This window comes from Cupriavidus ulmosensis (assembly GCF_977008105.1).
Genome location: NZ_CDRMWP010000002.1, coordinates 2,941,796 through 2,967,440 on the forward strand (window position 1 = coordinate 2,941,796; position 25,645 = coordinate 2,967,440).

The following is a 25,645-nucleotide window of genomic DNA, read 5'->3' on the forward strand; positions in this document are numbered from 1 at the left end:
GATACAATCACAACCCGGTATCGTGTTTTACTGCAGCGTCTCATCAACGCTCACGACACCTTTACTACATCCCATATTGTTAAAGAACAGCCGATGTTTCCATCGTCTTGGCAAAGCCAAAGGCAAACGCTTTTCTCTCAAAGCGCTTGCCTTTGGACTGACCAATCCAAGGTAGTGGTGGAGGATGACGGGATCGAACCGACGACCCCCTGCTTGCAAAGCAGGTGCTCTCCCAGCTGAGCTAATCCCCCGATAACTTGGTGGGTCTGGTAGGACTTGAACCTACGACCCCCGCCTTATCAAGACGGTGCTCTAACCACCTGAGCTACAGACCCTTGGCTGTAACACCAAACAAACCGATAAGTGTGAACGCTCAACAACTTCTGCACGCTCTTGAAAGGAGGTGATCCAGCCGCACCTTCCGATACGGCTACCTTGTTACGACTTCACCCCAGTCATGAACCCTGCCGTGGTAATCGCCCTCCTTGCGGTTAGGCTAACTACTTCTGGCAAAACCCACTCCCATGGTGTGACGGGCGGTGTGTACAAGACCCGGGAACGTATTCACCGCGGCATGCTGATCCGCGATTACTAGCGATTCCAGCTTCACGTAGTCGAGTTGCAGACTACGATCCGGACTACGATGCGTTTTCTGGGATTAGCTCCCCCTCGCGGGTTGGCAACCCTCTGTACGCACCATTGTATGACGTGTGAAGCCCTACCCATAAGGGCCATGAGGACTTGACGTCATCCCCACCTTCCTCCGGTTTGTCACCGGCAGTCTCTCTAGAGTGCCCTTTCGTAGCAACTAGAGACAAGGGTTGCGCTCGTTGCGGGACTTAACCCAACATCTCACGACACGAGCTGACGACAGCCATGCAGCACCTGTGTCCACTTTCTCTTTCGAGCACCTAATGCATCTCTGCTTCGTTAGTGGCATGTCAAGGGTAGGTAAGGTTTTTCGCGTTGCATCGAATTAATCCACATCATCCACCGCTTGTGCGGGTCCCCGTCAATTCCTTTGAGTTTTAATCTTGCGACCGTACTCCCCAGGCGGTCAACTTCACGCGTTAGCTACGTTACTGAAGAAATGAATCCCCAACAACTAGTTGACATCGTTTAGGGCGTGGACTACCAGGGTATCTAATCCTGTTTGCTCCCCACGCTTTCGTGCATGAGCGTCAGTGACGTCCCAGGGGGCTGCCTTCGCCATCGGTATTCCTCCACATCTCTACGCATTTCACTGCTACACGTGGAATTCTACCCCCCTCTGACATACTCTAGCCTTGCAGTCACAAGCGCCATTCCCAAGTTGAGCTCGGGGATTTCACGCCTGTCTTACAAAACCGCCTGCGCACGCTTTACGCCCAGTAATTCCGATTAACGCTCGCACCCTACGTATTACCGCGGCTGCTGGCACGTAGTTAGCCGGTGCTTATTCTTCCGGTACCGTCATCCCCCCGAGGTATTATCCCAGGGGATTTCTTTCCGGACAAAAGTGCTTTACAACCCGAAGGCCTTCTTCACACACGCGGCATTGCTGGATCAGGGTTGCCCCCATTGTCCAAAATTCCCCACTGCTGCCTCCCGTAGGAGTCTGGGCCGTGTCTCAGTCCCAGTGTGGCTGATCGTCCTCTCAGACCAGCTACTGATCGTCGCCTTGGTGAGCTCTTACCTCACCAACTAGCTAATCAGACATCGGCCGCTCCTATCGCGCGAGGCCTTGCGGTCCCCCGCTTTCACCCTCAGGTCGTATGCGGTATTAGCTAATCTTTCGACTAGTTATCCCCCACGACAGGGCACGTTCCGATGTATTACTCACCCGTTCGCCACTCGCCACCAGGATTGCTCCCGTGCTGCCGTTCGACTTGCATGTGTAAGGCATGCCGCCAGCGTTCAATCTGAGCCAGGATCAAACTCTTCAGTTCAATACCTGTGTGACCCAAAAGGGTCTCGCTCTTTCGAGCGGTCGCTCACTCTCAGAAAACTGACTCGATCCCTCCGAAGAAGAACCGAACATGTTTACTGTGCGAGCACTTTATAACTTGTAAGCTAGAAGACCGAAGTCTCCCGCGTCCGCTATCAAGCGCCCACACTTATCGGTTGTTTGTTTGTTAAAGAACTTGCCGCGGTTCGCTTTGCTTACCGCGTCGCTGCTTCGTTGTCAGCAGCAGAGAAACGAGATTATGAAGAACTTTCTACGTTTCGTCAACAGGTTTCGCAATCTTTTTTTGCTTCGATCAGCCGCGCCATCCGCGCCACCAACCTCACCCATTCCCCCGCAGCCCTTGTCCCGTCTGCCTTTGCAGACAAGCTTCGTGTTGCGAGGGAGCGAATATTAAGGCCACCAACCCACCTTGGCAAGCGTTTTCTGCAAATTCCACAAGATTCTTTGTGACGCCGTGATGAAGTGCCGAAGTGCCGGCCGCCGGCCCGGGCGCTGCCGCGCAGCCCCTTCCATTAGAATCGCCGGATGCAAGCCCTTTCCTCCTCCGAACCGCCAGACCAGCCGGCCGGCACGCCGCAGCACCTGGATGCGCAGGCCCTGGCCGCCGCCCTCTCCCGTCCCATCGTCTTCGTCGACCTGGAGACCACGGGCGCGGACGCCACCCGCGACCGCATCACCGAGATCGGCGTGGTCGAGGTCGGCCCGGATGGCATTGTCGAGTGGGATACGCTGGTCGCGCCCGGCGTCGGCATTCCGCCCTTCATCCAGCAGCTCACCGGCATCACCGACGTCATGGTGCAGGGCCAGCCGCGCTTCGAGGATCTCGCCGAAAACCTGGCGGAGCGGTTGCAGGGCAAGCTCTTCGTCGCCCACAACGCGCGCTTCGACTATGGCTTCCTGAAGAACGAGTTCCGCCGCGCCGGCATCACCTTCCGCGCCGACGTGCTGTGCACGCTGCGCCTGTCGCGCTCGCTGTTCCCGTCGGTGACGCGCCACGGCCTCGATGCGCTGATCGCCCGCTTCGGCCTGGAACCCAAGGGCCGCCACCGCGCGCTGGCCGATGCCGAGCTGCTGTGGCAGTTCTGGCAGAAGATCCACGGCCTGTACAGCGTAGCGCTGGTCGAGTCCGCCGTGCGCTCGCTGGTCAAGCGCGCGAGCCTGCCCGCCGGCCTGGAGGAAACCGCGCTGGACGACGTGCCCGACACACCCGGCGTCTATCTCTTCTACGGCGACCAGGACCTGCCGCTCTATATAGGGAAGAGCATCCACCTGCGCCAGCGCATCGGCGCGCATTTTTCGGGCGACCACCGCGCCGCGCTGGAAATGCGCCTGGCCCGCGCGGTGCGGCGCGTCGAATGGCGCGAGACCGGCGACGAAACCGGGGCGCTGCTGCTCGAAGCCCGGCTCATCAAGCAGATGCAGCCGCTGCACAACCGCATGCTGCGCCAGAACGCCGCGCTGTTCGCCTGGGAACTGCCGCCGGGCCTGAGCGCGCCGCTGCTGCGCTCGGACCGCGATACCGACTTCGCCCGCCACCCCAATCTGTATGGCGCGTTCGCCAGCCGCGCCGGCGCCGAGGCGCGCCTGACCGAACTGGCGCAGGACCACGAACTCTGCCAGGCGGCGCTGACGCTGGAAAAACCGGCCCGGCGCGGCCTGCCCTGCTTCGCCCGCCAGCTCCACCGCTGCCGCGGCGCGTGCACCGGCGAGGAAGCGCTGGCGGATCATCGCGAACGGATGGCGACCGCGCTCGCCGGCCTCGCGCTGCAACCCTGGCCGTTTGCCGGCGCGGTGGCATGGCGCGAGCAGGACAGCGCGCGCTCCTGGTGGCATGTCCTGGAGAACTGGTGCTATCTCGGCTCGGTATCCACGCTCGAAGAAGCGCCCGCGCTGCTGGCGGGGCCGGCCCGCTTCGACCTCGATACCTACCAGATCCTGGCGCCAAGGCTGGCGGACCTGCTGGCCGGCGCCATCGCGCTGGAGCCCGTGCGGCAATTCACGCTGGAGCCGCCCGCGCCGCCGGCACGGATCTCCTCCGACCGCGGCACCGCGCCGGCGGCCGGCCCGCGCCGCCGCAAACTGGCCAGCCCGGACCAGCAAACCCTGTCCTTCCCCGAACAATAAGTAGTAGCCCGGCAACGCACGACGGCCGCCCCGCGCGGTTGCGGTGCCGGCGCCGGCCGATCTGGCCGCGCTGACCTCACAGTCAAACGGTATACCAAATAAGTCGAAATCGCGCCCAATCGCGGGGCATGCGATGGCCTGCACGCGCGCATCCAACCCCGTTTTTGTGCCGCCAGATCCCGCATTGCACCAAAACGCGGCCCGTTCCGCCGCATTCCACATTCGTCTTGCACTTCGCATTTCTGTGAATATAGTATACCGATTTTCGCCATAACCTCCCCAAGCCCCCAACCCGCGCCAGCCATCCGCGGGTCTACAAGACGGAGTGCAGCGTGACGCGGCAAGACATTGCGAGCATCGACCCCGACCCGGCGGACCTCCGCTTCCTGCCGGCCTGGCGGGCAGCCGAGCTGCTGGCCGGCGGCCAGGTCAGCGCCGAGGACCTGGTCGACGCGTGCGAGGCCGCCTACGAGGCCTGGCATGCCAGCATCAACGCCATCGTGCTGACGGACTTTCCCGCCGCGCGGGCCGCGGCGCGGGCCAGCGACCAGCGCCGCCGCGAAGGCCGCGCGCTCGGCGCGCTGGACGGCATCCCGTTCTCGGTCAAGGAATCCTTCGACGTGGCCGGCTGGCCGACCACCTGCGGCAGCCCCGCCCAGCGCGGCAATATCGCCACCGGCGACGCCGCCGTGGTCGAGCGCCTGCGCGCGGCCGGCGCCGTGCTGCTGGGCAAGACCAACGTGCCGATCGGCCTGCGCGACTGGCAGAGCTACAACGCCATCTACGGCACCACGCGCAACCCGCACGACCCCGCCCGCACGCCGGGCGGCTCCTCGGGCGGCAGCGCCGCCGCGGTCTGCGCCGGCATGAGCTTCTTCGACGTGGGCTCGGACATCGGCTCCTCGCTGCGCAACCCGGCGCACTACTGCGGCGTGTTCTCGCACAAGAGCAGCCACGGCCTGATTCCGCTGCGCGGCCACGGCATCGGCCGCACCTACGGCGAGCAGGACATCAACGTGGCCGGGCCGCTGGCGCGCAGCGCGCGCGACCTGGAACTGCTGCTGCACGCGCTGGCCGGCCCCGACGGCAGCGAGGCGCTGGCCTACCGGCTCAGCCTGCCGCCCTGCGACAAGCGCGCGCTGGCCGATTTCCGCGTCGCCGTGCTGCCCAGCCATCCGCTGTGCGAGGCCGATGCCGAAGTCAGCGGCCAGATCGAGACGCTGGGCCGCTGGCTGGAGGCGCAAGGCGCCCACGTGCGCTGGAACGTGCGCCCCGATTTCGACGCCGCCGCCCTGTGGCACACCTACGTGCTGATGCTGCGCGCCACCACCTCGGTCCACATGGACGACGCCGCCTTCGACGCCGCGCTGGCCCGCGCCGCCGCCGTGACCTCCAGCGCGCCGGACAACCACGACTACGCCACGCTGCAATTCACCGGCGCCGGCATCCGCCACCGCCAGTGGCTGCAGCTGCAGCAGGCGCGCGCCGACTTCGCCCAGGCCTGGCAGCGTTTCTTCGACGATTTCGACGTGCTGCTGTGCCCGGCCGCCGCCACCACCGCCTTCGCGCTGGACGAGGCCGGCGAGCCGTGGCAGCGCACGCTCCAGGTCAACGGCCGCGCGCTGCCGCTCACCAGCCAGTTGTTCTGGGCCGGCCACTCCGGCCTGTGCGGCCTGCCGTCGACGGTAGCCCCGATCGGCCCGGGCAGCAGCGGCCTGCCGGTAGGCGTGCAGATCGTGGCCGGGCGCTTCGCCGACCTGACCTCGCTGCGTTTCGCCCGGCTGCTCGAAGCGGCGGGTTTCGCCTTCCGGCCGCCGCCGGCGCATTCCGGCACGGTGCCGCGCGCTCCGGCGCGACAAGACTGACGACCCCCATCCACCAATAAGCAAAGACAGGCACAGACAAGGAGCGAGCATGCTGGACTGGTTCAAGGATCTATCCAAGATGGAGCGCAAGGGTTTCTACGGCGCGTTCCTCGGCCATGCAGTCGACGTGTTCGACTTCATGATCTATTCCTTCCTCATCTCGACGCTGCTCGCGCAGTGGGGCATGAGCAAGTCCACGGCCGGCGCCATCGTCACCTGGACGCTGGTGTCGTCGCTGGTGGGCGCCATCGGCGCGGGCATCCTGGCCGACCGCTACGGCCGCGTGCGCGTGCTGCGCTGGACCATCGTGGTGTTCGCGCTGGCCTGCTTCCTGTGCGGGCTGGCCAATTCGCCCGAGCAACTGATGCTCTTCCGCATGCTGCAGGGCCTGGGCTTCGGCGGCGAATCCTCGCTGTGCATGGTGCTGGTGACGGAGATGATCCGCAACCCGGCGCACCGCGGCAAATACTCCGGCTTCGCGGCCAGCAGCTATTCGTTCGGCTGGGGCGCGGCGGCCATCGCCTACGCCGTCACCTTCAGCCTGTTCCCGGCCGAGACCGCCTGGCGCGTCTGCTTCTTCCTCGGCATCCTGCCCGCGCTGGTGGTGATCTACCTACGGCGCAACCTGGAAGAGCCGGAAATCTTCGTCAAGAGCCAGGCCGAGCGCGCCGCGCACGACGCCCCGTCGGCATGGCAGCAGCTCGCGCGGCTGGGCCGCCGGCCGCTGCTGGGCAAGACCATCCTGTGCAGCCTGCTGTCGGGCGGCATGCTGGGCGCCTACTACGCCATCGCCACCTGGCTGCCGACTTTCCTCAAGACCGAGCGCGGCCTGTCGGTGTTCGGCACCAGTTCCTACCTGGCCATGACCATCTTCGGCTCGCTGGTGGGCTACGTGGCCGGCGCCTATGCCACCGACCGCTGGGGCCGCCGCACCACCTACGTGGCCTTCGCCGCGGGCGCCTTCGTCATGGCGCTGGTCTACATGGTGATCCCGGTCTCGAACACCTCGATGCTGTTCCTCGGCTTCCCGCTCGGCGTGCTGATGCAGGGCGTGTTCGCCGGCATCGGCGCCACCATCTCCGAGTCCTATCCCAACGATATCCGCGCCACCGGCTACGGCGTCTCGTACAACGTCGGGCGCGTGATCGGCTCGCTGTTCCCGCTGTCGGTCGGCTGGCTCAGCACCGGCCGCACCTCGCTGCCGCTGGCCATCGCCATCGTGGCGGGGGTGGGCTACGCGCTGGTGATGGGCGCCGCGCTGCTGCTGCCGGAAACCAGCGGCATCGACCTGGGCCAGGCCGGTGGCGGCGACAGCGAGCACGAGCCGCCGGCCGAGCCCGTCCGGGCCATGCTGGCGCCGACTGTGGGCAAGCCCGCATAACGCGCGCGCGCCCGCTTGCCGGCGGGCACGGCGCTGCGCTAGTCTGGGCAACGGGGGGATACGCCTGCCCCCGTGGAGCCGCCATGCCCGCCGTCCGCCGCGCCCTTGCCCCACCCTTGCCCCGCCGCCCGGCGGCGCGTTCCGGCGCGGCCCTCGCGGCTTTCGCCGCGCTCGCGCTCGCGCTCGGCGCCTGCGCCAGCCTCGAGCAATCGGCCATGCAGCGCATGCTGGATTCCTGGCAGTCCGCGCCGATCGAGCAGGCCAAGGAACAGTGGGGCCCGCCACAGTCCGTGCAGGCGGTGCCCGGCGGCACCGCCTACCTGTGGACCGAGGAAGTGCCGCCGCCGCACCCGCCCGGGAGCGGCCCGCGCGACGCCCGCGTGCCCGCCTCGCCCGAGCCGGTGCCGCGGCCCGGCCAGTGCCAGCGCCGCCTGATCGCCGGCCCGAACGGCCTCGTCATCGGCGGCGACTGGTCCGGCAATGCCTGCTGCCTCACCGCCGCCATCGGCCGCTGCGCGGAGCTGGCCAGGAAATCGGCCGGCACCTGAACGCCCGCGCCCCTCGCACGCCGGGCCGGCGCATCCGGTCCACCGCCGTCTAGCTGGCGGCTTCCGGGCGCGGCCCCACATAGGCCGCGCGCGGGCGGATCAGCGCATCGCCGGCGCGCTGCTCCAGCGCGTGCGCGATCCAGCCGACCGAGCGGCCCAGCGCGAACATGCCGAACGCGGCGCCGGGCGGCAGCCGCAGATGCCGGCGCACGGCCACCAGCGCGAAGTCCACCGAGGGCCGCTGGCCGGACAGGCCGTAGGCCACGTCGATGATCTCCTGCCATTCGGGGTGATGCGCCAGCGTGCGCGCGAGCAGGCCGAACGCGCGCACGTCGCCGGCGGGATAGAGATGGTGGCCGAAGCCCGGCAGGTCCTCGCCGCGCGCCAGCCGCTCGCGCAGCCGGGCCTCGGGCGGCGCGCCGGCCAGCTCGTCCCACAGCGCCTCCACGCGCGCGGTGGCGCCGCCGTGCCGGCCGCCGGTCAGCGCGGCCAGCCCGCCCACCACCGACGCGCGCAGGCTGGCGCCGGTCGAGGCCACGCAGCGCGCGGTGAAGCTCGACGCATTCAGCTCGTGGTCCGCGCACAGCACCAGCGCCATGCGGATCAGGTCGGCGCCGGCCTCGTCCACGCCCCAGGTGCTCGCGCATTGCCGGTGCACCGGCGTGGCGGCCGGCGCGGTGCCCAGCAGGCACGCCGCCAGCAGCCGCACCAGCGCGCCGCAGCCCGCGGCCAGCCGCGCCGGCGACTTCTGCCACTGCGCGGTGTCGTCGTCATGGCTGGCGGCGGTAAACAGCGGCAGCAGCGCTTCCTCGCTGCGGTGCCCGGCGAAGGCCGCCCGCAGCGCGGCGAGATGCGCGGGCGCGGCCGGCGCGGCGGCGCCGAAGGCGGCCGGCTCCGGGCACTGCCACAGCAGCGCGCCCAGCGCCTCCAGCGTGATCGACTCTGACAGCGCCGCGGCATCGCAGCCGCGGTAATACAGGCAGCCGTCCTCGATCAGCGTGATGCCCGACTCCAGCACCGGCAAACCCCAGCTCAGCGTGGCCTTGGCCACCTCGCGCGGCTTGCGCCCGCGCGTGCGCTGGCCGGCCAGTTGCTCCACGTCCGCCGCCAGGTAGCGGCTTTCGCGCGGGGTCTCGCCGTCGTGCGCATGCAGCAGGCCGCGGCTGACGTAGGCGTAGAGCGTCTGGCGGGACACGCCGAGCCGGGCGGCGGCCTCGGCCGAGGAGAGGTAGCGGGACATGTGGCGCGTGAATGGGGGTGAAATGGGGGTGAAATGGGGGTGAATGGGGGTGAATGGGGGTGAATGGGCGGAGATGGACAATGACTTGATTAAGTTAATCAATATTGACTATTAAAACAAGCGGCCTATCCTGCAAGGCACTGGCCGCCAGCCCGATCAACGATCCGCAACGATCCATCAGAGTGACCCCCGTCATGTCTTCACATGCACCTGCCGCGCCCGCCGCAGCAACTTCCGCCGCGCTTTCTTCCACCTCTTCCAACCTTGCCCCCGGCCCGGCCGCCGCCGCCATCCTGCGCGAGACCTGGGCCGGCGTGCACGGCGACCCCGCCTGGCTGGAGCGGCTGGACTGGAGCGGCGGCGGCAGCCTGCCGTCGGTCTTCCCGGTCACCGAACTGGCCGCCGCCACCGCCGGCGCCGCCAGCCTCGCGGTGGCCGAACTGATCCACGCGGCCAGCGGGCAGGCGCCGCGGGCCGGTGTCGACCAGCGCCTGGCTTCGCTGTGGTTCGGCACCTCGCTGCGCCCGCAAGGCTGGGAAGTGCCGCCGCAATGGGATACCGTGGCCGGCGACTACCGCGCCGCGGACGGCTGGATCCGCCTGCACACCAACGCGCCGCACCACCGCGCGGCGGCGCTGGGCGTGCTCGGCGTGCCCGCCGACAAGGCGGCGGTGGCGAAGGCCGTGGCCGGCTGGGAAGCGAACGCGCTCGAAGCGGCGGTGGTCGGCAGCGGCGGCTGCGCCGCGGCCATGCGTTCCGCCGCGGACTGGGCCACGCACCCGCAGGGGCTGGCGATTAGCCAAGAGCCGCTGCTGCACTGGACCGACTTCGACGCCGGCGCCGCGCGCCAACATGCGTTCACGCGCGAGCGCCCGCTGCAGGGCATCCGCGTGCTGGACCTGACCCGCATCCTGGCCGGCCCGGTCGCCACGCGCTTCCTGGCCGGCTTCGGCGCCGACGTGCTGCGCATCGACCCGCCCGGCTGGGAGGAACCCAACACCGTGCCCGAGGTGGTGCTCGGCAAGCGCTGCGCGCGCCTCGACCTCAAGCGCGGCGAAGACCTGCAAATCCTGGAAGGCCTGCTGCGCCAGGCCGACGTGATGGTGCACGGCTACCGCGCCGACGCGCTGGCCCGCCTGGGGCTCGACGCGCGGCGGCGGCGCGAGCTCAACCCGGGACTGGTCGACATCTCGCTGGACGCCTACGGCTGGAGCGGCCCGTGGCAGCACCGGCGCGGCTTCGACAGCCTGGTACAGATGAGCAGCGGCATCGCCGAGGCCGGCATGCGCCAGCGCGGCCTGGACCGCCCGGGCCCGCTGCCGGTGCAGGCCATCGACCATGCCACCGGCTACCTGCTGGCCACCGCGGCCGTGCGCGGGCTGTCGCGGCGGCTGGCCACGGGCGCCGGCTGCCAGGTGCGCGCCTCGCTGGCGCGCACTGCCCAACTGCTGCTGTCGAACGCCGGGCTGGCGCGCGACACCGCGCCGCTGGCCCCGGAAAGCGAGGCCGACATGGCCGGGCAGGTGGAGGCCACCTCCTGGGGCCCGGCGCGGCGCGTCCGGCCGCCGGTGACGGTGGCGGGCGCCCCGGTGCACTGGGCGCGCCCGGCCGGCGCGCTCGGCAGCGCGGCCGCCGCGTGGTGACGCGGCTCAGTCGATCTTCGCGCCCGAGGCCCTGACCGCCTGCCCCCAGCGCTTCTGCTCGGCGGCGATGGTCTGGCCGAAGGCTTCCGGCCCCTGCCAGGCCGGCTCCGCGCCCTGTTGCTCGAGCTTGGCGCGGGTGTCGGCATCGGCCAGCACGGTCTGCAGCGCGCCGGAAATCTTCGCCACCACCTCCTTCGGCGTGCCGGCCGGCGCCAGCATGCCGTAGAAGCCGACCACCTCGAAGTTCTTCAGGCCGGCCTCGTCCATCGTCGGCACGTCCGGCAGCGCGGGCGAGCGCTGCCGCGACGTCACCGCCAGCGCGCGCACCTTGCCGGCCTTGATGTACGGCGTGAACAGCGGGATCGAGTCGGCCATCATCTGCGCCTGGCCGCCCATCACGTCGGTCAGCGCCGGCGCGCTGCCCTTGTACGGGATATGGACGATGAAGGTGCCGGAGGCCTGCTTGAACATCTCCGGCATCAGGTGCGAGATGCCGCCGTTGCCGCCCGAGGCGAAGTTGAGCTTGCCCGGGTTGGCGCGCGCGTAGGCGATGAACTCCTTCAGGTTGCGCGCCGGCACGTTGTTGTTAACCACCATCACCAGCGGGATCAGCGCGGTGCGCGCCACCGGGGCGAAGTCGCGCGGCATGGCGTAGGGCAGCTTCGGGTAGAGCGAGCCGTTGATGGCCATCTGGCCGGTATTGGCCAGCAGCAGCGTGTAGCCGTCCGGCGCCGCCTTGGCCACGGCGTCCGAGCCGAGGTTGCCGGCCGCGCCGGCCTTGTAGTCCAGCACCACCGACTGGCCCAGGATGGGCTGGAGCTTCTCGGCCAGGATGCGGGCATGGGTGTCGACCGGCCCGCCGGGCGGGAAGCCCACCACCAGCCGGATCGGCTTGTCCGGCCACGCGGCCGCGGCCGGCGCCGCGGCCAGCGCGCCAGCCAGCAGGACAGGCAGTAGAACAGGCAGCGCCAGCCTATGGGACAGGAATCGTGGTTTTGCCGCGAATTTTGCCATTTTGTCGTTTCTCCTCGTTTATATTTCGGCCTCGGTCTGTCAGCCTGTGCCTGCGCCGGAACGGCGCGGAAAAGCGCGGCGGGCGCCGCCCCTCCCGGGCAGCGCCCGCCCGCTAATGTGACGATTTTATGACAATCCGCCGGTCCCGCCAGTGCATTCCGGCCCGACGAACCGCCCGGCGGATGCGCGGGCGCGTCAGCCATCCGCGCGCCTGGCGCGTTCAGGTAGCGGCAGGCCGCCGTGCAGGGCACGGCGGCGCCAGTCCGGCCGGCCCCGCTCCCCTGTCGGCATCCCCCCATCGGTGCCCGGGCCAAAGCCAAGGAAAGCCAACGTGAATGCAAGCAACCGCGCCGTCATCCTGTTCCTGTGGGCGGCACTCTATTTCTGCTCGGGCTACGTCTCGCACCAGCTCAACGGGCCGTTCTACGCCACCGGCTACATCTGGCTGCCGGCCGGCGTGACCACGGCCGCGTTCATGCTGCGGCCGATGCCGCGCTGGCTGCCGGTCGGGCTGGCCTTCTTCGCCGCGCAACTGCTGCTGGGCTGGGTCGAGGGGCGCGACACGCTGCGCCTGGTCCTGTTCTCGCTCGACGAGATCGGTTTTGCCGCGCTCGGCGTGGCGCTGGTGCGGCGCGCGCAGTTCTCGCTCGAGGGGCTGGTGTTCGTGCGCGCGCTGCTGATCGCCGGCGTGGCCAGCAGCGCGGCCAGCGCGGCGGTGGGCGCGGCGTGGTTCCTGCTGCTGCAGGACGTGCCGTTCTGGCGCACCTGGCGCGTGTGGGCCGCGGCCGACCTGGTCGGCGTGCTGATCGTGCTGCCGGTGCTGGCGGGCTGGTCGCGCTTCCGCGCCGCGCGCTCGGGCGGCATGAGCCGCGCCGACTTCCTCTCCGGCCTGGGCGCCTTCGCGGCGCTGGCGCTGACCGCCTTCTTCATCTTCGACCACCGCATCCTGCTGCCGGTCCAAAGCGGCGTGGCCTTCGCGCTGACCTATATCCCGCTGTTCCTCGCCGCCGTGGTGACGCTGCTGTGGGGCGGCCGGGGCGGCTCGGTGGCGGTGGCCATCCTGGCGCTGTTCGTGCTCTACAACACCAGCCAGGGCGACGGCCCGTTCGCCGAGCGCTCGCTCAACCACGGCCGCTCGCTGCTGGAGGCGCAGCTCTACCTGGCCGTGGCCGCGCTGCTCACGCTGCTGATCAGCACGCTGCGCACCAGCCGCGAGCAGCTGCTGGCGCAATCGGCGCGCAGCCAGAACGACGTCAAGCTGGCGCTGGCCGCCAGCGCGCAGCTGGTCTACTGCCTCGACCCGCGCAGCGGCACGCTGCGCTGGAGCGGCGACCTCGCCGGCCTGCTGGGCGTGCGCGAGGACGCCTTCCGCAACCTCGACGACGTGCTGGCCCACGTGCACGACGACGACCGCGCGCAGGTGCGCGGGCGCTGGCTGCGCGAGAGCGACGGCGAGCAGCGCACCGACATGCTGTTCAAGCTGATGCTGCCGGCCGGCAGCAGCACCCTGGTGCTGGACATGAGCGGCCCGCTGCTCGACGGCGACGAGTCGGTCGCGGTGATCGCCGGCGCGTGGCGCCTGCAGCCCGCCGACGTGCTCGAGGAGCGCGACGCAGCATGACGGCACCCGCGGGCGGCGGCACCGGCGCGCTGCTCATCCACGGCCTGGGCGGCACCCAGTTCGACCTCGGCCCGATGCACAAGGCCCTGCGGCGCGCCGGGGTGGAGACCCACGCCGTGACGCTGCCCGGCCACGCCGGCAGCCCCGAGGACCTGGTGCCGGTGCGCGCCGAGCAATGGCTCGACGCGGTCGCGCAGGCCTACGACGAGCTGGCGCCGCAATACGAGACCTTCCACGTGCTGGGCATGTGCATGGGCGCGCTGCTGGCGCTGGCCGTGTGCGAGCGCCGCCAGCACCGCAAGGGCCGCCTGGTGATGCTGGCCGCGCCGGTCTACATCGACGGCTGGTCCACGCCGTGGTACCGCGCGCTGCGCCACGTGGTCTACCGCATCCCCATGCTGCCCGCGCGCATGCGCGTGGACGAGGACGAGCCGTTCGGCATCAAGAACGACCTGGTGCGCGCCATCGTCAAGGCCAAGTTCGAGCGCGGCGACAACTTCCACTACCGCTGGGTGCCGCTGTCCTGCATCCACCAGGTGGACCGGCTGCGCGGCTGGGTGCTGCGCGGCGCCGGCCGCATCGCCTGCCCCACGCTGGTGGTGCACGCGCGCGAGGACGAGCTCACCAGCGTGCGCTCGGCCGACTTCCTCGAAGCCACCGTGCCGGACGTGCGCAAGGTGGTGGTGGAGAACAGCTACCACATGATCTGCGTCGACAACGACCGCGAAGAGGTGGTTGCCAGCGTGCTGGCCTTCCTCGGCTTCGATCCCGAGCGCGCGCGCCGCCGCGCGCGCGCCACCGTGGAAGTGCCGATGAGCGGGGAAGCCGTCGCCGCGGTGGTCGGCGAATACCTGCAGGCGCTCACCAGCGGCCACTTCGAGGCGATCTTCCCGCTGCTCGAGCCCGGCGTGCGCTGGCGCCACCACGGTGAGCCGCCGCTGGCGGGCAGCTACGACGACCGCGACGCGGTGATCGCCATGTTCGCCCGGCTCGACGCGCTCGCGGGCAAGACCGTGCGCGTCGCCGTCGGCGCGCCGCCGCGCATCGACGGCGCCAGCGTCGAGATCGACCTGGAGGCCAGCTCGGTGATGGAAGGCGTGCCGCGCCACAGCCGCGGCACGCAGACCCTGCGCCTGCGCAACGGCCGCATCGCGGCGGTCACGTTCCGCCCCGCCGGCGCGATCGCCGCCGACGCCCCGGCCGCCGCGCAGTGAGCGGCGCGGCGCGCGGGCCGGCCCGCGCGCCTAGAACACCCGGCCCAGTTGCAGGTACAGGTTCCACACCCCCTGCGGCGCCGCGGCGAAACCGAAGTACAGGGGACCGATCGCGCTGTTGCCGCCGATGAACAGGCTGGCGCTGGACTTGTACGGCCCGTTGCCGAAATTCCTGCGCCGCAGCCACACGTCGCCGGCCTCCAGGCTCGCGCCCACCACCGTGCTGCGCAGCCCCGGCAGGATGAACTCGCGCAGGTCGTTCAGGTAGGTCACGCGGCCGTACAGCAGGTAGTTGCCGGAGAACTGGTCCTGCGCGTAGGCCGAAAGATGCTGGAAGCCGCCCAGCGTGAAGCCCAGCCCGCCGCTGACGCTGTTGTCGCTGCGGTGGTCGCCGTAGGTGGTGGCCGCCTCGGCGGCCAGGTTCAGCGTGTGGCGGCCGTAGCTGGTGGCCCACAGCGCCTTGGCGTGGGCATCGTTGAAGCGGTTGTCGGCGCCGCCGAAGGCCAGCTCGTTGGTGGCCAGCAGGTAGTAGCCGGTGCGCGGGAACAGCGGGTCGTCGAGCTGGTCGATGGTGAGCTGCGAGCGCACCGTGGGCTGGCGCACGCGCCCGTGCGGGAACAGCCGCCCGCTGCCCACCGGCAGGTTGTAGGCCGCCGAGTAGTTGACCTGCTGGTAGTTGATGCCGGTGCGGAACTCGCCCAGCCGGCCCAGCGGCACGCCCAGGTCCAGCCCCGCCACCGCGGTATCGATCTGGTAGGCGGTGAGCGGCGTGGTGTTGCGGTTGGGCGCGCTGTCGCCGTAGAGGTCCACGCGCTTGCGGCCGTACTCCGCGTAGGGCGCCACGTAGAAGCCGAGCCGGTCGAACACCGGCTGGCGCAGCTCGGTGTGCAGCCGGGCCTGGTTGCTGCCGAGCACGATGTCGTTGCGCCACTCCAGCCCGCCCGGCGTGATCCACGGATAGCGGTGCCCCAGGTTCAGGTTGAAGCCGCCCTGCCCGTTGAAGGTGTTGGACACGCCGAAGCCGAACAGCAGGAACTGCGGCCCCCACGATTTCTGCTGCGCCTGCACCTTCAGCACGTTGGCGCCGTTCTCGCTGACCAGCTCCTGCGTCACGCTCTCGAAATCGCCCGAGGTGGACAACTGCGCCATCTCGCGGTTGAGCGCCACCGCGTCGTAGGTGTCGCCCTCCTTCACGCCCAGGTACTTGCGCACGAAGCTGGCTGGGATGCGGCCCTTCGAGTCGATCTGGATGGCGTCGATGCGCGCCGGCCCGGCCACCGTGCGGCTGCCCTGGCGCGCCGCCAGGTAGGTCTGCCAGGCGCCGTCGGGCAACGCCAGCGCCGCCAGCGCGGGCGCCGCCGCGCGCACCGCCGCCGCGCCGCCCTGGATGCCGTCGCTGGCGCGCGAGAAATCCGTAAACGACAGGTCGCCCAGTTGCGGCTCGATCAGCACGTCGCCGGGCTTGAGCCGCGCCTTCTGCGCGTCCACGTTCTGGTTCATCAGGATGGTGACCATCTGCTGCGTCACCGCCGCCGGCGAATCCAGCGTGGCGGGATCGTCCAGCGGCGAGCCCACGTTGACCGCGATGATCACGTCCGCGCCCATGTCCCGCGCCAGTTGCACCGGCAGGTTGCTGACCAGCCCGCCGTCGACCAGCACGCGCCCGCCCACGTCGATCGGCGCGAACAGGCCCGGCACCGCCACGCTGGCGCGGATCGCGCGCGGCAGCGAGCCGTGGTCCAGGATCACCGGCTTGCCGGTGCCGAGGTCGGTGGCGATGGTGCGGAACGGCGTCGGCAGCTTGTCGAACGAAGCGTCGGCCGGCAACTGCGCGGTCCAGTTCTGCAGCAGCGCCAGCAGGCGGTTGCCCTGCACCAGTCCGGTGGGCAGCTTGAGCTTGCCGCCGCCGTAGCCGGCCGAGATGCCGATCGGGTATTGCAGGTCGTCCTCGCGCTGCGCCTGCGGCAGCTCGGCGCGCTCGTTGCGGTCGAAGGCGATGTCGCTCAGGTTGATGTGCGACAGGCGCGCCTCCAGCTCGCCGGCCGGCAGCCCGCTGGCGTACAGCCCGCCCACCACCGCGCCCATGCTGGTCGCGGCCAGGCAGTCGATCGGCACGTGCATCTGCTCGAGCGCCTTGATCGCGCCGATATGCGCGTAGCCGCGCGCGCCGCCGCCGGACAGCACCAGGCACACGCGCGGGCGCTTGGCCGCGGCGCCGTGCCGCGCGTCTGGCTGCGTGCCTTGCTCCGCGGCCGCCTGCGCGGGCCGCGGCACGGCCGCCAGCATCACCGCCAGCGCCAGCGCCAGCCGCAGCGCGGGAAAACCGTGTACCAGCGGCCACAGGCGGCGGGCCACGCTTGAGAGAGAGCGGAACATGGAGGCAACGGGGGCGGAACGGGGCAGCAACGGGATGACCACAACATGCAAGACCGCTTGGCATGCGGCCCGGCGGCGCAACCCGCGCCGGTTCGGCAGGGGAAGGACGTCACGATAGGGCAATTGCCCCGCCTTGAACAGCGGCACGTGCACCGATGCCTGGCCGGCGGGCGCGTCCGCCCCGCGCCCGCCGCCTGCCCCGCCGCCCGTATCGCGAGCTATGGCGCGGAAGGCCGGCCATCGGCGGCAAGTGCGCGGCGCAGCACCGTGGGCGGCCCCGCGCCGCAATCGTATGCCGGATACAACAAGGGCTGGCGGGAGGCTCCCGGCGCGCGGGGCAATGGCCGCGCCGGCAACGAACGGGTCGATCCCGGGGGTATCGGGCGGCGAGCCGGACGCGGCACCGGCAGCAACTGCCGCGCGCGGTTCCACGCTTGACGAAACACCGTGGTGCCCATATGGTTCACGAAACCGAATACAAATTCGAAAACGGAGACATCATGCCCGCGTCATCTTCTGCCGCGCCCGCCGGCAAGCCCACCAAGGGGACCTCCGCGTTCCCCACCGTGGCGACCCCTTCGATCCTCCATCCGCCGCGCCAGCGCCGCGCCCGCGAGACCGAGCAGGCCCTGCTCGAAGCCGGCCGCGAACTGCTCGCGCAGCGCGACTTCTCCGCCGTGTCGGTGGCGCAGATCGCCTCGGCGTGCGAAGTGTCGGTCGGGGCTTTCTACGGGCGCTTCCGCGACAAGCAAGCGTTCTTCGAGTCACTGCGCACGCTGGTGATGCAGGAGACCGGCGAGTCCATCTCGCGCTATCTGCGCGTGGAGCGCTGGGACGACGTGCCGACCGACGTGCTGCTGGAAAAGGCGATGCGCTTCGTGGTGCTGGGCTGCCACGCCAACCGCGGCGTGATCAGGGCGTCGCTCAAGCACGCCTCGATCCGCCCCGAGGAATGGCTGCCGCACCGCGAAAGCGGCGAGGCGGTGGTCGAGCGCATGGTGGCGCTGCTGGTGCCGCGCCTGCCGCTGCCGCCGGCGCAGGCCGAGCTGCGCGTGCGTTTCGCCATGCAGTCCGTGTTCAGCATCGTGGTCAACGCCATCCTCAACGAGTCCGGCCCGCTGTCGCTGGACGACGAACGGCTGCCCGGCGAGATGACGCGCATGGTGGCCGCCTACCTGGCGCAGCCGGCCTGACCCCGCGCGGGCGCGGGCAACCCGGCGCGGTGGCGCAGCCGCCGCGGCATGCAGCGCGGAAATGACCGCTATGAATCCGGTGCGGCATGCCTTGGCCGCCGCCGGCCCCGTCCATACAATGGCTGCAACCCATGCGGCGCCCGGCGCGCCGCGTGCCCATTCCCGCCCCACCTGCGCCTCGCCGCATCACTCACCGCATCTCATGGCAACGCTTTTCCTGGTACGGCACGGCCAGGCGTCCTTCGGCGCCGCCAACTACGACTGCCTCTCCGCCACCGGCCGCCAGCAGGCGCGCTGGCTCGGCGAGTATTTCCGCGACCGCGGCGTCGCCTTCACGCGCGTGATCGCCGGCTCGCTGGTGCGCCAGCAGGACACCGCGCTGGAAATCCTGGCCGGCATGGGCACGCCCGGCGTGCCGCCCGGCACCGCGCCGCGGGCACCCGCCGAAGCGCTAGCCACGGCAGCGGAGGAAGCGCCCAGGGCGCGCGTGGAAACCCACCCCGGCCTCAACGAATACGACGGCGAGGCGCTCTACCGCAGCCATACCGCCGGACGCGACCACCGCGCCCACCAGAACGAGGACTACAACGATTACTGGCGCACCTTCCGCGCGGCCTACCAGGCCTGGACGCTGGACCAGCTCGCCGGCATGCCCGAGTCGTGGCGCGATTTCGGCGGGCGCATCCGCGCGGGCCTCGCGCACGCCACCGAAGGCGCCAAGCGCGAGGACGCGCTGCTGGTGGTGAGTTCGGGCGGCGCCATCGGGCGCGCCGTGGCGGACCTGCTCGGCGCGCCGGCGCAGACCGCCATCGAGCTGAACCTGCAGTTCCGCAACACCGCCTTCTGCGAGATCATCGCGGGGCGCGGCACGCAGCGGCTGCTGAGCTTCAACAGCCTGCCGCACCTGGAGCGCGCGGACCGGCGGCAGGCGATCACGTTCGCGTAGCGGCGCACGGCGCCGCGCGGGCACCGTGCCATGCCGCGGCCCCTACAACCGCTCGACGATGGTCACGTTGGCCATGCCACCGCCCTCGCACATGGTCTGCAGGCCATAGCGCTTGCCATGCGCGTGCAGCGCATGCACCAGCGTGGTCATCAGCTTCGCGCCCGAGCCGCCGAGCGGATGGCCCAGCGCGATCGCGCCGCCGTGCACGTTCATGCGCGCCGGATCGGCGCCGGTGGCCTGCAGCCAGGCCAGCGGCACCGGCGCGAACGCCTCGTTGATCTCGAACAGGTCGATGTCGCCGATCTTCATGCCGGCCTTCTCCAGCGCGCGCAGCGTGGCGGGCAGCGGCGCTTCGAGCATGATGACGGGATCGTGCCCCAGCACCGACATGTGGTGAATGCGCGCGAGCGGCCTGGCGCCGAGCTTTTTCAGGCCGGCTTCGTTGACCACCATCAGGCCGGCGGCGCCGTCGCAGATCTGGCTGGCGCTGGCGGCGGTGACGGTGCCGCCTTCCTCGATCAACTTGACGCTGCCGATCGATTCCAGGCTGGCCTCGAAGCGGATGCCTTCGTCCACCGTGTGCAGCTCGCCGCTGGCGCGGCCGTCTGCGGCGCGCACGGCGACCGGCACGATCTCCTGGCTGAAGCGGCCGGCCTGGGTCGCGGCGATGGCGCGGCGGTGGCTTGCCAGCGCGTAGCGGTCGAGGTCGCCGCGCGTGAGGCCGTACTTGCGCGACATCATCTCGGCGCCGGTGAACTGGCTGAACTTCACGCCGGGATAGCGCTCCTGCATGGCCGGGCTCATCGAGGTACCGAAACCGTTCTTGGCCGCCAGCGAGCCGGGCAGGCCCATCGGCACGCGCGTCATGCTTTCCACGCCGGCCGCGATGACGATGTCCATCGCGCCGGACATCACCGCCTGCGCGGCGAAGTGCAGCGCCTGCTGCGAGGAGCCGCACTGGCGGTCCACCGAGGTGCCGGGCACGCTCTCGGGCAGGCGCGAGGCCAGCACGGCGTTGCGCGCCACGTTGCCGGACTGCTCGCCGGCCTGGCCGACGCAGCCCATGATGACGTCGTCGACCAGCGCGGGATCGGCGCCGCTGCGCGCGACCAGCGCGTCCAGCACCTGCGCGGCGAGGTCCGCCGGATGCCAGCCCGCCAGCCTGCCGCCCTTGCGCCCGCCCGCGGTGCGCGCGGCCGCCACGATGTATGCCTCTGCCATGTGCTCTCCTCTTGTCGTTACAGGCAAACCCTGTTTATCCTGAGGCGGATTCTGGCGCGGGAGGCAGGAGCGTGGCGTCGTCGGAAGCGACGATTGCGCGGCGATCACGCGACGATCGTGCCGCGAACGCGGAGTCAGGCGCGCGGCGGCAGCACCGAGAAGATCGCCGTGGCGCGCAGCAGGCAGCGCTCGCCCGCCAGCAGGCGGCAACTGCCGAAGCGCAGCCGCGAGCCCATCTTGTCGAAGGTCACGTGCGCCTCCACCCAGTCGCCCACGCGCGCGGCGTCGAAATAGTCGAGGCTGAGGCTGGCCGTCACCGCCGGATGCTGGCGCCCGGCCTCGAGCATCATCATCATGCCGATGGCGGTGTCGGCCAGCGTCGCCAGCATGCCGCCGTGCGGGATGCCGAGCGGGTTCAGGTGCTGCGGCCCGATGCGCACGGCGACCACGCGGCGCGCGCGGTCCACGTAGATCTGGCCGAAATGTTCGAGATAGCCGCTGGCGCCGCGCAATGCGACAAAGCCGGGCGGCACCGCTGCCGCATCGTCGTCGGCGGGTTCGTTGGCCTCTGCCATGAATGCTCCCGCTCAGGCCGCGAAATAGCGCGACGCCACGCCGAGCCGCTCGCGGCATTCGGCCACCATGCGCTCGATCAGCTCGGCGCAGCTCGGGATGTCGTCGATCAGCCCCACGCACTGGCCCGCGCTGATGATGCCGCCGTCGGTCTCGCCGGCGGCCAGCGCCGCCTTGCCGCGCGTCCCCGCCACCAGGTGCCTGACGTCCTCGAACTGCGCGCCGCCGGGCTGGCGCTCGATCGTCACCACCTCGTCGGAGACGGCGTTCTTGAGCACGCGCGCGGTGTTGTGCAGCGTGCGGAAGATCAGGTTGGTGTCGCGCTCGGTCGCCTCCACCAGGGCCTGCTTGATGTTGTGGTGGATCGGCGCCTCGCGCGTGGCGCAGAAGCGCGTGCCCATGTTCACGCCCTCGGCGCCCAGCACCAGCGCCGCCGCCATGCCGCGCCCGTCGGCAATGCCGCCCGAGGCGATCACCGGGATGCCGAGCCGGCGCGCCGCCAGCGGGATCAGCACCATGCCGGGCACGTCGTCCTCGCCGGGATGGCCCGCGCACTCGAAGCCGTCGATCGACACCGCGTCCACGCCCAGCCGCTCGGCCGACAGCGCGTGGCGGATCGCCACGCACTTGTGGATCACCTTGATGCCCGCCGCCTTGGCCCGCGCGATGTGCTCCTTCGGGTTGTTGCCGGCGGTCTCCAGCACCTTGACGCCGCTCTCGATCACCACGTCGAGGTAGCGCGCATACGGCGGCGGGTTGATCGACGGCAGCAGCGTCAGGTTGACGCCGAACGGCTGGTCGGTCAGCTCGCGGCAGCGGCGGATCTCGGCGGCCAGCGCCTCCGGCGTGGGCTGGGTCAGCGCGGTGAGCACGCCAAGGCCGCCCGCGTTCGACACGGCGGCGGCCATTTCGGCGTAGCCTACCCACTGCATGCCGCCCTGGATGATCGGGTAGCGGGTGCCCAGCAATTCGGTGATGCGCGTCTTCATGATGTCTGTGTCTTCCTTCTCGTTTCCTGTTTCCCCGTCGTTGCCGGCGTCCGGCCCGGCGCGTCATGCGTGCGCCGCCGATGCCGCCAGGCGACCTGGCGCCAGTCTACGGCGCCGGGCCGCGGCCCGCCTCGTCGGATGCGACGATTGCAGACGCATGATTCTGCACTACCTTGTCAGCAGCCAGTTCAGCAGCCAGTTCACCCGCCACTTCCACCAACCCTTCCGCGCAACCAGCACAACCAGGCGCAGCCAAGGCCAGCCATGAGCACTCCCGTTCCCAGCTTCGAGACCCTGCAATACGCCGTCGAGCAAGGCGTCGCCACCATCACCCTGCACCGCCCCGACCGGCTCAACGCCTTCACCCCCAGGATGATGGAGGAACTGATCGCCGCCTTCGACGCCACCGACGCCGACGACGACGTGCGCGCCGTCATCGTGACCGGCTCCGGGCGCGCCTTCTGCGCCGGCGCCGACCTGGCCTCGGGCGGCGCCACCTTCGACTACGAGAAGCGCTACGGCACCGGCAAGGGCAGCGCGCACCGCGACGGCGGCGGGCGCGTGACGCTGCGCATCTTCCGCAGCCTCAAGCCGGTGATCGCCGCCGTCAACGGCGCGGCGGTCGGGATCGGCGTGACCATGCAGTTGCCGATGGACATCCGCCTGGCCTCGACCGACGCGCGCTTCGGCTTCGTGTTCGCGCGCCGCGGCATCACGCCGGAAGCGGCTTCGTCATGGTTCCTGTCGCGCGTGGTGGGCATCTCCACCGCGCTGGAATGGTGCTACACCGGCCGCGTGTTCGGCGCGCAGGAAGCGCTCGAGCGCGGGCTGGTGCGCTCGCTGCACGCGCCCGAGGACCTGCTGCCGGCCGCCCGCGCGCTGGCGCGCGAGATCGCCGACAACGCCGCGCCGGTCTCGGTGGCGATCTCGCGCCAGATGATCTGGCGCATGGCCGGCGCCAGCCACCCGATGGAAGCGCACAAGCTCGACAGCCGCGCGATCCAGTCGCGCGGGCAGTCGGCCGACGTCAAGGAAGGCGTCGACGCCTTCCTGGAAAAGCGCCCGGCCAGCTTCCCCGAGCGCGTCTCGCGCGACATGCCGGACTTCTACGACTGGGGCAGCGAGCCGCCCTTCATCTGAAACGCGCCACGCGCGCCATCCACGCGCGCCATCCACATTCCACGGGAGTCCAGCGTGAACGTCAGTACCGCAGTCCAGACCCGCAGATCGGTGCGCGGCTTCCTTGCCACGCCGGTGGACCCGGGCATCATCCGCGAGGTGCTGGAGCAGGCCGCGCGGGCGCCCTCGGGCGGCAACCTGCAGCCGTGGCACGTCCACGTGGTGGGCGGCGAGCCGCTCGCGCGGCTCAAGGCCACCATGCGCGAGCGCATCGCCAGCCAGCCCGGCGGCGAAGGCACCGAGTACGACATCTACCCGCGCGAGCTGGTCTCGCCCTACCGCGAGCGCCGCTTCCAGGTCGGCGAAGACCTCTACCGCTGCCTCGGCATCCCGCGCGAGGACAAGCGCGCGCGCATCACCCAGTTCGCCAGCAACTTCACCTTCTTCGGCGCGCCGCTGGCGCTGTTCTGCAGCGTGGACCGCCGCATGGGCCCGCCGCAGTGGTCGGACCTCGGCATGTACCTGCAGACCGTGATGCTGCTGCTGCGCGAGCATGGCCTGCACAGCTGCGCGCAGGAATGCTGGGCGATGTACCCGCGGACCATCGGCGAATTCCTCTCGCTGCCCGAACAGCGCATGCTGTTCAGCGGCATGGCCATCGGCCACGAAGATCCCGAAGCGCCGGCCAACCGGTTGCGCGCGGCGCGCGCGCCGCTGGCCGAGTTCGCGCAGTTCATGGGGATCTGACGGCGGCGCGGCGCTCCCTGCCGGAGGCGCCGCGCCGGCCGCTCAATGGAAGAACGTCGCCACGCTCAGCGCGGTGCGGTAGATGCCCCACGCCAGCGGCACGCACACCGCGGCCCAGGCCAGCCACGTCACGACGCCGCCAGCCTGGCCGCCGCTGCGCGCCGACGCGGTTGCGCTGCCGGCCGCGGCGCGGTCATGGGCGAGGCGCTTTTCCTCGGCCAGCTCGGCCTCGGTCATGAAGTACCTGGCGTCCACCGGGCGCACCAGCAGGTTGCACACCAGGCCGATGGCCAGCATGCCGACCAGGATGTACATGGTCTGGTTATAGACCTGCTCGCGCGGCAGGCCGAGGCCGAGCTGGTAGTCGCGCATGTAGTTGACCACCACCGGGCCGAGGATGCCCGCCGTGGCCCACGCGGTCAGCAGGCGGCCGTGGATGGCGCCGACCATCTGCGTGCCGAACAGGTCGGCCAGGTAGGCCGGCACCGTGGCGAAGCCGCCGCCGTACATGCTGACGATGACGCAGACCGCGCCCACGAACAGCAGCTTCTGGCCGCTGGCCGCCAGCGTCGGGATGCTGGCGTACAGCAGGCCGCCGAGCACGAAGAACACCATGTAGGTCATCTTGCGGCCGAGCCTGTCGGACAGGCTGGCCCAGACGAAGCGACCGCCGATGTTGAACAGACTCAGCAGCGCGGTGAAGCCCGCCGCGACCACGGCGATGGCGGCGAGCTGGCTCTTGCCGAGCTCGCCGAAGCGCGCGGACACGCCGATCAGGCTGCCGCCGAAGACTTCCTGCAGCATCGGGCTGGCCATGCCGATCACGCCGATGCCGGCCGACACGTTCATGCACAGCACCATCCACACCAGCCAGAACTGCGGGATGCCCCACACGCGCTTCACGTGCACGTGGTGCGGGGTGATCATGACGTTGGCGCGGCTGGCCGGCGCGGTCCAGCCGGCCGGCGTCCAGCCGGTGGGCGGCACGCGGTAGGCCAGCGCGCCGCCCATCATGAACACGAAGTAGACCACCGCCATCACGGTGAAGGTCTGCGCCACGCCCACGCTGGTGGGCGAGGCGAACTTCGCCATCAGCTCGGCCGCCAGCGGCGAGCCGATCATGGCGCCGCCGCCGAAGCCCATGATGGCCATGCCGGTGGCCATGCCGCGCTTGTCCGGGAACCACTTGATGAGCGTGCTGACCGGCGAGATGTAGCCCAGCCCGAGGCCGATGCCGCCGATCACGCCCGAGCCCAGCAGCATCAGCCAGAACTGGTGCATCTGGATGCCGAGCGCGGAGATCAGCATGCCGCCGCACCAGCACAGCGCGCTGACCACGCCGGCCTTGCGCGGGCCGGCGCGTTCCAGCCAGCCGCCCCAGATCGCCGCGGAACTGCCCAGCAGCACGAAGAACAGCGTGTACATCCAGCCCAGCGTGGAGACCTTCCAGTCGCAGCCGGTGACGAACAGTTCCTGCAGGAAGCCGACGTCGGCGCCGCAGCGCAGCGGCTCGGCGATGCCGATGGCGCGCGACAGCGGCAGCCAGAACACCGAGAAGCCGTAGGCCATGCCGATGCAGAGGTGGATCGCCAGCGCCGCGGGGGGCACCAGCCAGCGGTTGAAGCCGGGGGCGGCGACGATCCGCTCCTTGGACAGGAACGGCGTGCGCGCCTGCCCCGCGAGCGCGTCCGCGCTGAGGTCTGGGGACATCCCTTTCTCCTTTCTTTGTTTTGTTTGTTTTGTCTGTTGTTTTTCTGCCGGGATGCCGCCCGCCCACACGCCGGTGGTACGCGAGCCTTCCCCGTGCTGCGCGGCCCGCCGGGCACCGACGCGAGCGGGCGGCGCGGGGGGGCGCCGCATAGTGTAACGGCGCCGGCCGCGGC

19 protein-coding genes, 2 tRNA genes and 1 rRNA gene are annotated in these 25,645 nt (G+C 70.2%); 12 read left to right on the plus strand and 10 right to left on the minus strand.

The window, feature by feature from the left end:
• Positions 1–175: 175 nt before the first annotated feature.
• From ACWTPI_RS32735 to ACWTPI_RS32745, 3 genes are all read right to left on the minus strand, one after another.
• Positions 176–251 (minus strand) — tRNA-Ala (locus ACWTPI_RS32735).
• A gap of 7 nt (positions 252–258) precedes the next feature.
• Positions 259–335 (minus strand) — tRNA-Ile (locus tag ACWTPI_RS32740).
• A 61-nt stretch (positions 336–396) separates the two neighbouring features.
• Positions 397–1,928, minus strand: a 16S ribosomal RNA gene (locus tag ACWTPI_RS32745).
• Positions 1,929–2,107: 179 nt separating this feature from the next.
• Here ACWTPI_RS32745 and ACWTPI_RS32750 point away from each other — a divergent pair.
• From ACWTPI_RS32750 to ACWTPI_RS32770, 5 genes are all read left to right on the plus strand, one after another.
• Positions 2,108–2,398, plus strand: coding sequence for a hypothetical protein (locus ACWTPI_RS32750; RefSeq protein ID WP_454733845.1), 291 nt, complete (start codon positions 2,108–2,110; stop codon positions 2,396–2,398).
• Positions 2,399–2,473: 75 nt separating this feature from the next.
• A complete protein-coding gene (locus tag ACWTPI_RS32755; RefSeq protein WP_454733846.1) occupies positions 2,474–4,072 on the plus strand; it encodes an exonuclease domain-containing protein in 1,599 nt (532 codons plus the stop codon).
• 332 nt (positions 4,073–4,404) lie between these two features.
• A complete protein-coding gene (locus ACWTPI_RS32760; RefSeq protein ID WP_454733847.1) occupies positions 4,405–5,937 on the plus strand; it encodes an amidase in 1,533 nt (510 codons plus the stop codon).
• A gap of 49 nt (positions 5,938–5,986) precedes the next feature.
• Complete coding sequence (locus tag ACWTPI_RS32765; protein ID WP_454733848.1) at positions 5,987–7,318, plus strand: MFS transporter; 1,332 nt, start codon at positions 5,987–5,989, stop codon at positions 7,316–7,318.
• A gap of 83 nt (positions 7,319–7,401) precedes the next feature.
• Entirely contained in the window at positions 7,402–7,866 is a 465-nt protein-coding gene (locus ACWTPI_RS32770; RefSeq protein WP_454733849.1) for a hypothetical protein, read from the plus strand.
• A gap of 49 nt (positions 7,867–7,915) precedes the next feature.
• Here ACWTPI_RS32770 and ACWTPI_RS32775 read toward each other — a convergent pair whose 3' ends face one another.
• Positions 7,916–9,106 carry a citrate/2-methylcitrate synthase gene (locus ACWTPI_RS32775; RefSeq protein WP_454733850.1) on the minus strand — a complete coding sequence of 397 codons (1,191 nt, stop codon included), beginning with the start codon at positions 9,104–9,106 and terminating at the stop codon, positions 7,916–7,918.
• A 194-nt stretch (positions 9,107–9,300) separates the two neighbouring features.
• On the opposite strand from ACWTPI_RS32775, the gene ACWTPI_RS32780 reads away from it, so the two are divergent.
• Entirely contained in the window at positions 9,301–10,749 is a 1,449-nt protein-coding gene (locus ACWTPI_RS32780; RefSeq protein ID WP_454733851.1) for a CoA transferase, read from the plus strand.
• Positions 10,750–10,755: 6 nt separating this feature from the next.
• On the opposite strand, the gene ACWTPI_RS32785 is transcribed toward ACWTPI_RS32780, so the two are convergent.
• On the minus strand, positions 10,756–11,763 hold the full coding sequence (locus ACWTPI_RS32785) for a Bug family tripartite tricarboxylate transporter substrate binding protein (RefSeq protein WP_454733852.1): 1,008 nt from the start codon (positions 11,761–11,763) through the stop codon (positions 10,756–10,758).
• A 331-nt stretch (positions 11,764–12,094) separates the two neighbouring features.
• On the opposite strand from ACWTPI_RS32785, the gene ACWTPI_RS32790 reads away from it, so the two are divergent.
• Positions 12,095–13,384: an MASE1 domain-containing protein gene (locus tag ACWTPI_RS32790; protein WP_059416050.1), complete on the plus strand. Its 1,290-nt coding sequence runs from the start codon at positions 12,095–12,097 to the stop codon at positions 13,382–13,384.
• Entirely contained in the window at positions 13,381–14,598 is a 1,218-nt protein-coding gene (locus tag ACWTPI_RS32795) for an alpha/beta fold hydrolase (protein WP_020205389.1), read from the plus strand. The genes ACWTPI_RS32790 and ACWTPI_RS32795 overlap by 4 nt, the downstream gene beginning before the upstream one ends.
• Positions 14,599–14,628: 30 nt before the next feature.
• On the opposite strand, the gene ACWTPI_RS32800 is transcribed toward ACWTPI_RS32795, so the two are convergent.
• Positions 14,629–16,974 (minus strand): patatin-like phospholipase family protein, encoded by a 2,346-nt coding sequence (locus ACWTPI_RS32800; RefSeq protein ID WP_454733853.1) that lies wholly within the window; start codon positions 16,972–16,974, stop codon positions 14,629–14,631.
• A 500-nt stretch (positions 16,975–17,474) separates the two neighbouring features.
• Here ACWTPI_RS32800 and ACWTPI_RS32805 point away from each other — a divergent pair, with 500 nt between their 5' ends.
• Together ACWTPI_RS32805 and ACWTPI_RS32810 are read left to right on the plus strand one after the other, a co-directional pair.
• The gene (locus ACWTPI_RS32805; RefSeq protein WP_029044120.1) at positions 17,475–18,167 is read left to right on the plus strand and encodes a TetR/AcrR family transcriptional regulator; all 693 of its coding nucleotides are present in this window, start codon (positions 17,475–17,477) and stop codon (positions 18,165–18,167) included.
• Positions 18,168–18,369: 202 nt separating this feature from the next.
• Entirely contained in the window at positions 18,370–19,113 is a 744-nt protein-coding gene (locus ACWTPI_RS32810) for a histidine phosphatase family protein (protein ID WP_454733854.1), read from the plus strand.
• A gap of 42 nt (positions 19,114–19,155) precedes the next feature.
• Here ACWTPI_RS32810 and ACWTPI_RS32815 read toward each other — a convergent pair whose 3' ends face one another.
• From ACWTPI_RS32815 to ACWTPI_RS32825, 3 genes are all read right to left on the minus strand, one after another.
• A complete protein-coding gene (locus ACWTPI_RS32815; protein ID WP_454733855.1) occupies positions 19,156–20,334 on the minus strand; it encodes an acetyl-CoA C-acetyltransferase in 1,179 nt (392 codons plus the stop codon).
• A gap of 134 nt (positions 20,335–20,468) precedes the next feature.
• Positions 20,469–20,909, minus strand: coding sequence for a PaaI family thioesterase (locus ACWTPI_RS32820; RefSeq protein WP_020205384.1), 441 nt, complete (start codon positions 20,907–20,909; stop codon positions 20,469–20,471).
• 12 nt (positions 20,910–20,921) lie between these two features.
• Positions 20,922–21,896, minus strand: a complete 975-nt coding sequence (locus ACWTPI_RS32825) for an NAD(P)H-dependent flavin oxidoreductase (RefSeq protein WP_059416055.1) — start codon at positions 21,894–21,896, stop codon at positions 20,922–20,924.
• A gap of 264 nt (positions 21,897–22,160) precedes the next feature.
• Here ACWTPI_RS32825 and ACWTPI_RS32830 point away from each other — a divergent pair, with 264 nt between their 5' ends.
• Both ACWTPI_RS32830 and ACWTPI_RS32835 read left to right on the plus strand, forming a co-directional pair.
• Positions 22,161–23,036: a crotonase/enoyl-CoA hydratase family protein gene (locus tag ACWTPI_RS32830; protein ID WP_020205382.1), complete on the plus strand. Its 876-nt coding sequence runs from the start codon at positions 22,161–22,163 to the stop codon at positions 23,034–23,036.
• A gap of 54 nt (positions 23,037–23,090) precedes the next feature.
• Entirely contained in the window at positions 23,091–23,762 is a 672-nt protein-coding gene (locus ACWTPI_RS32835) for a nitroreductase (RefSeq protein WP_029044119.1), read from the plus strand.
• Between the two features lie 42 nt (positions 23,763–23,804).
• Here the strand turns inward: ACWTPI_RS32835 and ACWTPI_RS32840 are convergent, their stop codons facing one another.
• Positions 23,805–25,472 (minus strand): OFA family MFS transporter, encoded by a 1,668-nt coding sequence (locus ACWTPI_RS32840; protein ID WP_059416062.1) that lies wholly within the window; start codon positions 25,470–25,472, stop codon positions 23,805–23,807.
• Positions 25,473–25,645: the final 173 nt, after the last annotated feature.